The 10,869-nt window shown below is 48.1% G+C and carries 11 protein-coding genes and 1 tRNA gene; 4 read left to right on the forward strand and 8 right to left on the reverse strand.

Going from position 1 to position 10,869, the window contains the following annotated elements:
* The 3 genes from B3K89_RS04285 to B3K89_RS04295 all read right to left on the reverse strand — a co-directional run bounded on the left by B3K89_RS04285 (position 1) and on the right by B3K89_RS04295 (position 4,774).
* Entirely contained in the window at positions 1 to 3,306 is a 3,306-nt protein-coding gene (locus tag B3K89_RS04285) for a hypothetical protein (RefSeq protein WP_345907115.1), read from the reverse strand.
* A 39-nt stretch (positions 3,307 to 3,345) separates the two neighbouring features.
* Positions 3,346 to 4,110 carry a fimbria/pilus periplasmic chaperone gene (locus B3K89_RS04290; protein ID WP_293891219.1) on the reverse strand — a complete coding sequence of 255 codons (765 nt, stop codon included), beginning with the start codon at positions 4,108 to 4,110 and terminating at the stop codon, positions 3,346 to 3,348.
* Between the two features lie 94 nt (positions 4,111 to 4,204).
* Positions 4,205 to 4,774 (reverse strand): TetR/AcrR family transcriptional regulator C-terminal domain-containing protein, encoded by a 570-nt coding sequence (locus B3K89_RS04295; RefSeq protein ID WP_293891222.1) that lies wholly within the window; start codon positions 4,772 to 4,774, stop codon positions 4,205 to 4,207.
* A gap of 176 nt (positions 4,775 to 4,950) precedes the next feature.
* Between B3K89_RS04295 and B3K89_RS04300 the strand changes: the two genes are divergently transcribed.
* Positions 4,951 to 5,024 (forward strand) — tRNA-Pro (locus tag B3K89_RS04300).
* 43 nt (positions 5,025 to 5,067) lie between these two features.
* Here B3K89_RS04300 and B3K89_RS04305 read toward each other — a convergent pair.
* Positions 5,068 to 5,328 (reverse strand): hypothetical protein, encoded by a 261-nt coding sequence (locus B3K89_RS04305; RefSeq protein ID WP_345907116.1) that lies wholly within the window; start codon positions 5,326 to 5,328, stop codon positions 5,068 to 5,070.
* On the opposite strand from B3K89_RS04305, the gene B3K89_RS13770 reads away from it, so the two are divergent.
* The 3 genes from B3K89_RS13770 to B3K89_RS04315 all read left to right on the forward strand — a co-directional run bounded on the left by B3K89_RS13770 (position 5,254) and on the right by B3K89_RS04315 (position 6,313).
* Positions 5,254 to 5,541 carry a lysoplasmalogenase family protein gene (locus B3K89_RS13770; RefSeq protein ID WP_414712339.1) on the forward strand — a complete coding sequence of 96 codons (288 nt, stop codon included), beginning with the start codon at positions 5,254 to 5,256 and terminating at the stop codon, positions 5,539 to 5,541. The genes B3K89_RS04305 and B3K89_RS13770 overlap by 75 nt on opposite strands.
* A 134-nt stretch (positions 5,542 to 5,675) precedes the next feature.
* A complete protein-coding gene (locus B3K89_RS04310; RefSeq protein ID WP_345907117.1) occupies positions 5,676 to 5,960 on the forward strand; it encodes a metallophosphoesterase in 285 nt (94 codons plus the stop codon).
* A 134-nt stretch (positions 5,961 to 6,094) separates the two neighbouring features.
* The gene (locus B3K89_RS04315; protein WP_345907118.1) at positions 6,095 to 6,313 is read left to right on the forward strand and encodes a hypothetical protein; all 219 of its coding nucleotides are present in this window, start codon (positions 6,095 to 6,097) and stop codon (positions 6,311 to 6,313) included.
* Positions 6,314 to 6,373: 60 nt separating this feature from the next.
* Here the strand turns inward: B3K89_RS04315 and B3K89_RS04320 are convergent, their stop codons facing one another.
* The 4 genes from B3K89_RS04320 to B3K89_RS04335 are packed head-to-tail and all read right to left on the reverse strand — an operon-like array spanning position 6,374 to position 10,722.
* Complete coding sequence (locus B3K89_RS04320; RefSeq protein WP_345907119.1) at positions 6,374 to 7,378, reverse strand: TRAP transporter substrate-binding protein; 1,005 nt, start codon at positions 7,376 to 7,378, stop codon at positions 6,374 to 6,376.
* 38 nt (positions 7,379 to 7,416) lie between these two features.
* Positions 7,417 to 8,700 carry a TRAP transporter large permease gene (locus B3K89_RS04325; RefSeq protein ID WP_293892058.1) on the reverse strand — a complete coding sequence of 428 codons (1,284 nt, stop codon included), beginning with the start codon at positions 8,698 to 8,700 and terminating at the stop codon, positions 7,417 to 7,419.
* Positions 8,697 to 9,257, reverse strand: a complete 561-nt coding sequence (locus tag B3K89_RS04330; protein WP_345907120.1) for a TRAP transporter small permease — start codon at positions 9,255 to 9,257, stop codon at positions 8,697 to 8,699. Before B3K89_RS04330 ends, B3K89_RS04325 begins: the two co-directional genes overlap by 4 nt.
* The gene (locus B3K89_RS04335) at positions 9,232 to 10,722 is read right to left on the reverse strand and encodes an L-fucose/L-arabinose isomerase family protein (RefSeq protein WP_293892061.1); all 1,491 of its coding nucleotides are present in this window, start codon (positions 10,720 to 10,722) and stop codon (positions 9,232 to 9,234) included. The genes B3K89_RS04330 and B3K89_RS04335 overlap by 26 nt, the downstream gene beginning before the upstream one ends.
* Between the last annotated feature and the right edge of the window lie 147 nt (positions 10,723 to 10,869).

A 10,869-nucleotide genomic window follows, 5' to 3' on the forward strand; every position in this document is an offset into this window, starting at 1 on the left:
TCAGGGTGCCGCCGTGAACACCTGTTGAGCAGTTTCGTCCTGTTCGCCTTCAGTGACCAATGCATCATAGAGACTCTCATCAAACTGGAAATCAGCATCCGTAACGAAGCTTTCGTCAAACTGCTCGAAGCTGAAATCACTCTCGTCGAACGGCGGGAAAATGATGTTCCAGAAAACCTCTTCACTGATGCGATCGACAACATCCAGAGTCACCTCGGCATCATATCCTGTGGCGAGTTCTGTACCAAATACATCCTCTTGTTCTTCAAGCTGCTCGCCGGTAAAGACATCCTTCACGATGATTCTCTCAACAAATGCAGGGTCGGCAACCCAGAAATCCTCGAGAAGAAGAACACGGTCCAAGCCCAGCTTGTCCGCCTCGATCTCAGGAACTGTGAACCGCACCGCGTACCACAGATCCCCTACCTGCAGATCAAACAGATAGGTTCCACTCTTGACTTCGCTGAGAATGAACCTCCCCTCCTGATCGGTGAAGAGGTACAAGGCATCGTCGCGGATGAGATTCTCATTGCCTGCCTCATCAAGTACAACCTTGTAGACGGGGGATGAATACTGCATATACGGGCTCGAGTCGGTCATCAACAAAACGGCACTGACGGTGAAAGAAGGCTCGACATCGAGTTTTGCAACAAAGGCCTGCCGGCTTCTGGGCGTTATCTCATAGACGAAGGAGGAACCGGCTGAATACTCGGTTGCTCCGCTTGAGAAAACAACCACACTGTTCTTCACATTGGTGGAGATATTGTTGTACAACGCACTGCCCAGCGGTCTTGGCAGGTATGAGGGGGCACTATCGAGACTGCGGGCTACCGATACCTCGCTCTTTTTCAACTCGCCGACCGGTTTGACAAGTAAAAAGGATTCATTGACCGACTTGCCTATTGCAAAGGCTCCACCAGCATAGGCAAACGAGGTGTTGGCAGTAAAGGTGGTGGACATATTTTGATAGGAGTTGGAGATTTGCTGCCTGAGGGAGAATGAACTGAGATTTCCGCTGTGCGACCATGAACCGACCAAGGAATGATTCTTCGGGTCGGTGAACTTGAATGAACTCAGTGAAAGGTTGAGGCTGTCGTTTCCTGACGGTCTCCAACTCAACCCGGCGGAGCTGGTAGTCGTTCCATCGAAGAAGGGGGTACCACTTTGGATGCTGGTCGATGAGTTGGCACTGAGTTTGGGGCTGAAGGAGTAGCTGCCGCTGATTTGGGCGGTAACTGAAGGTCTGAGCGGATCGGTACTGCTTCCGTTTGCTGTGAGGGAACCACTGAGGGAGAAGCCCTTGAAGGGGGAGAATCCGGAGGCGAATGAGAGGCTCCAGCCAGGGTTTGCAGCAGCCGTGTCAAAAATTACATTGTTGGAAAGCGTATACCGGATTTTCTCAGTCAGACTGCCGGAGTAGGCAAGAGAGAGCGTCGAAACTGAGGAGAATGGTGCAGCAGAGGTAGGACGTGCAGGTATGCTGTGATTCAGCGTAGCGCTGAGGGTACCAAGCCAGCTATCCGGTGCACCGCTGAGCCTGTGACTCAAGCTTCCAGCAAAAGAAGGCGTATAGTTGCTTGCATCAAGGCCAAGGGTGAGCTGGATTTGCGAGGTGCCCAACAAGGTGGCCACCACCCCATTGACCGTCCCCCTGAATATTCCAGGACTGAATGCAATGTCGGTGGTGAGGGTGAATGTATCGGTCAAACCGGTCTGCTGATAATAGGTTGCAGTAAATTTGTCCAGGTAATATGAGAGGTATTGGTTGTCAAACCATGGCAGATTGATCAACGCCCCTGCACTTGTGCTCTTTACCTTGGGGACACTGAATCCAAAGCCGTAGAGACTGTCGCCCTTGCCAAGGAGGCGGTAGTCGTAGCCCATATCGACGTATTCAACCTTTTCTTCACCAGAATTTTTCAATTTGATGACAATCTTGATCTTGTTTGCTCCTTGTGCGAAAACAAAATCCTTGAGCCTGTAGGTACCTGGTTGGAAGTCCCGCGGCCCGAACACTGACACTTCATTGATGAAAATTTCCACCGTTGAAGGTTCTACCAAGACTATGCGATACTCGAACTGGTTGCCTTTGGCGCTTCCTGTACCATATGCATAGTTTTTTTCGAAGGTGAATCCGAAATTGGAATTGGCGCCGGTAACCGAGCTGAGGTTGGACCCCACGTTGCCGAAGCTGAACCGATGGTTCGATTCAACAAAGTCATAGAAGCCGTTCCAGCTTCCGGGATTGAAAACTGGAGCTTTCGACGAGAACGAGAAATAGAAGTTCAACCCGATGCCCAACAGGGATGCCCTGTTGGATACCGATAGAGAGACAAGTTGGGATTTAAATTGGGAGAAATCAGAGGGATAATCCATCATTGCATAGAGGCTCAAGGAACTTGCCAGAGCAAATTTGGCCGGCTTGAGAACGATGGCACCGCTCATGCCATACTGCTCCCTGCGGTTGATGGAGGTGGCAGTGACACTCACCGACCGCTCGGGCATATCTGCGATGCTGAAATTCAAATACACGGCAAATTCCACGGCATCGTAGCGGGCATCCACACCACGGCTTCTCAAATCGTCCAAAGACAGATATTGCAACCCATCACCAAAGATCCGTTCGTATGCCGCCTTGGTGATATATGTACCGACATAGTACGTGAGATCCTCGGTGCTGAGCAGTCTCTGTTCCTGTATGAATTCCACCTCGATGTCGCCTACCCGTTCGTCGTTCACAAACAAGTTGAGGAAGTAGAACCCATCTTCGAACGCAATCGTTGCATCCTGCCCAACAACAAAGAAGTCCGCCCAGAAGTCATCGGAAGGCTCAACAAATGCAGAAGGTTGAGGATAGAACATATCATACTCTTGTTCTGTGAGTACCAAGGGTTCGAACATATACGGAGGATCGGGAACAAGTGGCTTCACCGTCGGAGGGCCTGCAAACCTGGGGGAGGGAGGGAGCACAACCCGCTCAATGGGTTTGATGACCGGTAGGGAAATCAAGTGGACAGGAGGCGGCAACGGTTTGACTTCTCGTACTATTTCCTCAACAATCGGCTTTCCGCTGAACCGGGGAGTGGCAGGGATGGCGGAAACCACCGGCTGATCGGGTAGAACTGTTGCAGGTTCGATTGGGACTTGTGGCTGAGGCACAACGGAAGTGACCACCCTGATCGGAGCAGGTTGCTCAACACCGACAGGCTGATGAAAACATGTCCAGACGAAGGCAGAAAGAAAGAGGGTCAAGAGCACAAGCAAGACCACCAGGAACACTGCGTGTGCAAACCCTTTTTTCCTCATGTAAAAGCCCTTTCTCAATCTGGAAGGAGGAAACTCCTACTACTTTGTATACTTGATGGTAGCTTGGTAGGTAACCCCGGAATCGCGGGAAAGGCCCTCGGGCCAGGGAACGTTCTTCGTTACAGTCTTCTTAGCCAATATATTCATGCCATCAATACCGGGAAGAGCTTCAGCACCTTGCAATACTACGGAATTTCCTTTGCTGTCCTTGATTTCTACAACTGCAGAAATCAGCAATTGGTGTACGGTGCCGAGATTCGCCAACGTAACGGCAAGGGCTGGAGAACCATCCTCCATTGTGGAGGCGGCCACCGATCGGATTGCAACATTTTCCACTACACGGGAAGGAAGCACATACAAACTGGTTGTATAGATGTACAGGAAGTTGAACATACCCTTGTCGGTACTTGCCCTACCCTGTGAATAGGGAATCTGTTCTGCCTTGAGTCGGAAAGCAAGCTCGTTTGTAACCGTTCTTGGTCCGCGATACTGAACCCGTACGACCCAACTGCTTTGGGGAGGCACAACCAACTTATTGGGAACAATGGAAAAATAAGCGTCTGCAGGGGTGTTTACCTCATTTCCTTGCGCGTCCTGATCACGAATGAGAGCAGAAATACTGATGGCTATGGAATCATTACTGTCGTTGACGATGGTATACGTCTTGGTACTTTCTGCTCCGGTAGGTTGGAACGATTGTTCCAACGGAGAAAACTGATACGCATGGACGGAAGAAAGCAGGAGTATAAGCAAACCAAGCGTCAACACCACCTTCTTCATAGTTTTATTCGCACATTGATTCATTTTATTCTCTCTTTTTCTACAACAGTGACATTTGTGACAGTGTACGCCATCGATATGGATTCATCAAGACCGGAATAGAGAACAATATTACGATTTAACGGCTTTGAGCCATCCTTTTCAGGGCTGCATCGAAGGTACCCTGCAAAATTGGGACCATTTTCTGCACGATATCCTCAATATTGCCAGAGAGTCCTCCATGCACCCAATCGAGCAAGGAACCGACAAACGCATGCTTGTAGAAATCAATCAGATAGTCAAGGTCCTCTTCGCTGACGCCAAGGACCTGTGCACGGCAACTCAGATTTCCATGCAAGAGTTTTGCCATCTCCCGACAGAGATACCTGTCCAGAAGTTCACGACCCAGACTATGGTAGATATTGATTACTATCTGCCTGTTGTCCTTGAGGTATGTGCACATGTTACGGATCGCTGTCTCACCGTCATCGTTTGTCCGGGTGTCGGGGTACTTGCGTGAAAACTCCTGTCCCTCATTGATGAACATCCAATCGAGCAAATCGTAAATATCCTTGAAATGATAATAGAATGTCTGGCGGTTGACTCCGCAACGATTCACAATTTCCTTGACAGTAATTTTGTCCAAGGTCCGTTCAACCATCAACTGTTTCAGCGATTGGGCCAGTGCTATTTTGGTCATCTGTGCCATGGGTATCCCTCACATTGCTCTACGTACGAATATATATAGCTCAACCATAGATGTGTTATTAAAAATTAGTACTAATATTACTCCAAAAATCTTTCTTTGGCTACCTATTATCCATTTATTGACACAAGTATGCATCTATGCTAAGGTTCCTTCCTGTCGGGTGACCGATACATGTTCGGGCTGTAGCGCAGGGGTTTAGCGTACTAGTCTGGGGGACTAGGGGTCGACGGTTCAAATCCGTCCAGCCCGACTCTGCAAGGGACTGCTGAAAAGCGGTCCCTTTTTTGTGTGCGTCACAATCTTTCCTTCCTGCTTGCAATCAGGCTGAAAACGCCTATCTTCTTGAAAGAAGGGAGGAATGCTTTGATGCGATACCTGCCTATTGGTCTGCTTTCGTTGCCGCCTGCTTCTTGCTTCATGTATGTTGAGCACAAAGAAAAATTTACAACAGCCGTTCTCCTCAAAGGTTTTGCTTCTTTTTGTTTCATCCTCCTCGGCATATTTTCCAGATCCCTTGCATCCGACGACACCCTCTTTGCGAACCGCATCATCATCGGCCTGATCCCGGGCGGTATTGCAGCGGGGGTCCTGCTTTTGCCTCCCCTTCAAGCTGCAGTGTCTTGTTTTTCATCGGTGCCCTCTCTTTTTTCGTAAGCGATCTCAATACCTTTGGCCCCAGACACCAGCAAAAACTGAGGATTGTGAACCTATCACTCTACTATATCGGTCAACTCTTGATTGCTTTGAGCCTGCAGTTCCTACGTTGACCGACCTTGACCGTTCAAGCAATCCCTCTTTACATTTGACGGATCTCATTCCAAAATTGAAATCCCTGACAGGAAAGCAAGGCTGCCATGACATTGGCACAGACCTTGGACATCGTTTAGCTCATAAATTTGGTGTGGATATCAAGAAAAATCGCATCACCATCTTGGAGGATATCCGTCTGAGGAACATCACGCAGATAGCGGTAACCGGCGATATAGCAGAGAACGACGAGTGTGTGTGGTTCTTCGACACCATCAAAGAGTATGGATTTGAGATGCATCTTGTGCTTGGCAACCATGACAATCCCTCAGCCATGGAGTTGGCTCAAGAGAACATGCATGGAGTCTCTTCTACTGTGAGCAGGCAACCCTGCTCGTCTGTGACACCAGCGAAGCGTTTCTGGACGATAAGCAGCTGAACTGGTTGGTCTAGGAAATCCATGAGAGCACGCTGGCCCTCCTGATTTTCCTCCATCATCCGGTCCTCGATTGCGATGACTGCTATAGGGAATGCACGTACGCTCTGAAGAATCGTGAGGAAGTCAGGACGGCCTTGCAGGCGGCAAACAAGGAAGTACATCTGTTTTGTGGCCACTACCACACAACCGATGAGCGCAGCGACGGCTGCATCCACCAGTACATAACACCTTCGATTTTTTACCAGATCAAGAAATATTCAGAAACGCTGGAGAGGGATGACAAGCCGTTTGGGTATCGGATCATCGAGCCCGATAGGCAGGTATCTTCTCAAATCATTACGTTCGGAACATGATAAGAAATGCCGCAGAACAGCACCTGTCCTGCGGCAAAAGCGTTGTGTCGTTTCTTCTCGCTATTTGATAGCTTGAATTTCATCTACCAAGCCCAAAGACCATTTGCCTGAAGCCTCCAGTTTCTTTACTGCTTCAATGGCCTGCACCCTCAACTTGTCGCGATCTGCGAATGAGGCGTTGTATACGGCGCCCTCGGCCACCATCTGATCAATCAAACTTTGTTCTGATAACTTTGACTCATTGAACGACCACTCATTGGTGGAATCCAGAGCCTCTTCGATTCCCTTACGCTGATCTGCACTCAAACCATCCCAAAAGGCTTCATTCACATACCAGGCATTTGCCGCATACATGTCTTCAGTACGGGTGATGTACGGAGCGGCAAGGTGCCACTTGTTGGCGATAACGTCAGCCACCGGACCATGGGCAGCCTCAACAAGCTTGGTTTTGAGTGCCAGGAATATCTCGTTCCAGGCAACGGTCGTCGGGCTTGCACCATATGCCTCATAGGACTTAACGAACATTTCGAGACCTGGTGCCCGTATCTTCAGGCCTTTGAAATCTGCTGCAGTGTTCAACGGCTTGACTGAGAAAAACATGCGTGAGGCCATCGGAACCGGTGCAATAATTCGGAGTCCGCTGCTCGCAGCCACCTTGTCAGCGAGATCAAGAAACGTCCGGCTTTTAAAGTAGGCGTTCATATGATCTACATCGCGGAACATAAATCCGAAACTGATCGGCTGAAAGTCTGCATCGTAGGGAACAATCCAGGCAATATCATTGCCGAACAAGTGTACCGAGCCTTCAACCACCTGATCAAGAATCTGATTGGCGGTTCCCAAGACGGCACCTTGGACGTGGTTGACCTTCAGATTCAATTCGGGGCGTTTCTCCAATTCTGCCTTGAAATACTCCCCTGCCCGATTTCTCAGCGTGCCAATTGCATCCCCTGTTGCCAGGGTGATGGTCTTCTCCTGCTGAGCGTTTTGCTCATTTGCTCCTGCAGCAAACAATCCTGCCACCACAAGTGTTACGACAAGTAACATTACCAGCATTCTTTTCATACGTATCTCCTTTTTCGTAATCGAGTATCACCACGGGGTCAAGCCCCGAACAATCGCGGTACAAAGGTAGTTATCGACGGAACCAACGTGATAAGCACCAAGAAAGCCAAATATGGGAAATAGAAAGGAGCAACGGCCTTGAACATCTGGGCCAGGGTGAGTTTTGTCTGGTTCATCATCACAAACAACAGGGAGCCGAACGGCGGGGTCAGCGTCCCCATCAGGAGATTGATCAGCATCACCATCGCAAAATGGATGGAGTCAATTCCATAACTTGCTGCGATGGGGAACAGAATCGGGGCCGCTATGAGAACCACAACCGTAGTCTCCATGAGCATTCCGGCGACAAGCAGCACGACATTGGCTATCAGCAGGAATACAATCGGATTTGTCGTTACATCGAGCATGAAGGCTTGCAACTGCAGACCTACATTGCCGACACCCATCAACCAGGTGAAGGGGCTGGCAACCAACAGCAGCATACCGAGAATTCCAGTAGTTTTTGCGGATTCCAAAGCACAGTCAAAAAAGGAAGTCCATGTCAAATCCTTATAGACAAATCCCAGTATGACAGCAAACAGGCACGTAAGGGCTCCCAATTCGGTTGGTGTGGCTATCCCGGTAATCAAGCCAACAATCAGAAACACTGGAATAGCCAAAGCTGGAACTGCTTTCAGGAAATTGGAGAATCGGACCAGAAGGGGCTCCTTGGGGAGCACAGCCACCTTCACATGCCCCGATTTCACCATGATGTAGATGGTAATCATCAAGAAACCGCCGAGCATCAACCCAGGAATGAAGCCTGCCAGGAACAGCTTATCCAATGCAATATTTGCCAATACAGCAATAATTACCATCTGGCCGCTAGGGGGAATGATCGGTCCTATGGTAGCCGAAGCAGCAGTAATAGCCGCACTGAAAGCCAAGGGATAACCATGCCGCTCCATCTCCTCCATCTCGATTTTGCCAAGACCGGCTGCATCGGCCATTGCAACACCGCTCATCCCTGCAAAAACAATACTGGAAAGAACGTTCACATGACCGAGTCCACCAGGAATATGTCCGACCGAACTATTGGCAAAGCTGAAAATTCGCTTGGCAATCCCGGATCCGCCCAAAAGATTCCCTGCAAATATAAACAAAGGCAAAGCCAAAAGCGGAAAGCTGTCGAGACCGGGACCAAGCCTGCCTGCAACCACCGTGATGGGAAATGTTTGACCCATGATCAAATAGGCTACAGTTCCGGCTATGAAGGAAAAGGCAACAGGGACCTCGAGAAAAATTGCCACAAAAATCAATGCTACCATCCAAAGGAAACTCATGCTTTGCCCCCTTCTACCGATTTCTTTGTAAATCGATACGCCTTCAACATATAATCCTCGGGATATTCGCTACCCAGCAGCATTTTCACCTCATAGAAAAGGTAGTAAAGCTCGGTCACACTCATCAGGATTACCGCAATCAAGAGAGGAGTCGAGTAGAAATGGCCTTTACCGATATTCAGCGGCATGGAGGATGTACTGGTTTTATTCTGTATGGCGATGGAGGCCGGCAAGGTTTGCAAGAGATAGACCATTACGGCAAGTATTATCAATGAAACGAACACTTGGAGGATATGTTTCCCTGTTTCGGGTAATCGGTGACTGAACGTGGTAATTGTCACATGCGTTTTTGTCATAGAGGCTGCACTTCCACCAAGCATGACAATCCATATGAAAATCATGATGACAAATTCCTGAACCCAAATAATAGAGCTGTTGAATATATATCGCATAATGACTTCGAGCACCATTATGCCTACCATCGTGATGATCAGAAGGCCTCCTATGAGAAGTTCCAATCCCATTATCCGTTCAAGTATTCGTTTTACTTGTCTCACATCTGATCTCCTTTTCTTGAGAAATTACTACGCACTCTATGTCAAAAACAGCTGCAATTTTTGCTATTTCTATACTGTGATGGCCGGTACCCAACGCAAAGTGATGAGTCGGCCCCTCCGCCATCCATCTTCGCAAGAATGTTTTTAGATCAGGCTTGAAGTGAGCATGGGTATTGGTATTTCCAGTTGCCGGAATCTGTCCATCTACAGATTGTCCTTCGGCGACCACGAACTTCAAATCACCTTTCTTGGATACTGTGATGGCAAGCATGGTAATCGGCCCCTCCTGGATCTTAAACTCAACTCCTGCACCACTGCCCGGTTTTCCATGGTATTTACTCAGAGAACGCAGTACCGGCTTGCAATCCGCTATATTTATGTGATGAGGTCCATCATGACCAACCAAAATTGAATTCCGTGCAAAATCCATCGGATGCAACTCAGCAAAACTTCCCCCGATTTCCAATCGGTCTAGAATCAACATGGCCATCAATGTTTTTAAATCGTATTCACCGCACATAGGAAAACCGGAAGACGTAAGTAAAGAATTTCCAACAATGAAGTTTGTCACTAGACGGCGCATTTCCGAGCCATCCTCTGCCTCGTAGTAATAGGCAAGACCAGTCAGGTTGCGTTCTTCTATCATTTTTTCCAGAGCTACAGCAGTCTTTGCGGCAAGCTGCAAGTCCTCTTCTCGAAGCATGAAGGTGATGGAATCAGATTGAGGATCGGGAGTGTCAAAAAACGACAGAATCCTTTTTTTCATCAATTGCAGTTCCTCTTCATGTACGTGACGGTACTGTTTCATGACATCATCGGGTTCGACAGGAACCACATGGCAACCAAAACTTTTTGTTATGAGCGCAGGATCAACATGCATGTCGTACATTGTTTCCAAGACATGACCCATCAAACCAATGCGAGCATGCTTCAGATCGTGCACCACATGAGCAATCCGGCACCAAGAAGCCAATTCCAAATCCGCCTCAGCATCTCCCTCGAGAGTTCCAATGATTACCGGAGGAGTTTTCTTACCCATTCGAACAGCAACGGAGCAGAATTCTGGAACACTGCAGATATCATCATTGCAAAGCTGAATAAACGTAGTACTTTTTGCATAATCCATTGCTGTAAGCGGCTGGAGGGCGACCAGAACCATCGGTATCTGCAATGCCTTTACCAAGGGAGCGAATGTCTCGCTGGTTGCATATGTAAGCATATCAATAAACAATAAGTCGAGATCGGCTGCATAAATCGCCTTCACAACCTCATAAGCCTTCTCGGAGTTGTCAATTAAGCCGAAATCTATAATATTCTTCTCATAATGCTGCAACTTTGTGTGAAGCTTTGCTTGCTTCTCATGCATTATTTGCAATAACCCATCAAACTGGTGCCAGTAGGTTGCATGTCCTACACCCAAGAGTCCGATGTTTGCAGCAAGGGGCTTTCTTCTCTCGACTTGCATGAATATTCCTCCAATCTTCTATGTGTCTGTCCATGTTCATTATTGGCTTGAAAAAATATGCAGTCAAACAATATTTGTGCAATTGAATTGCATATAATTTGTATTTTGTAAACTTTATATCTTTATATTATTTAATTTTATTTTTTT

Origin of the sequence: Sphaerochaeta sp. UBA5849 (assembly GCA_002432715.1) — a bacterium.
Lineage (GTDB): Bacteria > Spirochaetota > Spirochaetia > Sphaerochaetales > Sphaerochaetaceae > Sphaerochaeta.

Bases quoted from the DNA above. Each gene is read 5' to 3' on its own strand.
- B3K89_RS04285 (WP_345907115.1), bottom strand. From the start codon at position 3,306: ATGAGGAAAAAAGGGTTTGCACACGCAGTGTTCCTGGTGGTCTTGCTT.
- B3K89_RS04290 (WP_293891219.1), bottom strand. From the start codon at position 4,110: ATGAATCAATGTGCGAATAAAACTATGAAGAAGGTGGTGTTGACGCTT.
- B3K89_RS04295 (WP_293891222.1), bottom strand. From the start codon at position 4,774: ATGGCACAGATGACCAAAATAGCACTGGCCCAATCGCTGAAACAGTTG.
- B3K89_RS04305 (WP_345907116.1), bottom strand. From the start codon at position 5,328: ATGATGATGCGGTTCGCAAAGAGGGTGTCGTCGGATGCAAGGGATCTG.
- B3K89_RS04320 (WP_345907119.1), bottom strand. From the start codon at position 7,378: ATGAAAAGAATGCTGGTAATGTTACTTGTCGTAACACTTGTGGTGGCA.
- B3K89_RS04325 (WP_293892058.1), bottom strand. From the start codon at position 8,700: ATGAGTTTCCTTTGGATGGTAGCATTGATTTTTGTGGCAATTTTTCTC.
- B3K89_RS04335 (WP_293892061.1), bottom strand. From the start codon at position 10,722: ATGCAAGTCGAGAGAAGAAAGCCCCTTGCTGCAAACATCGGACTCTTG.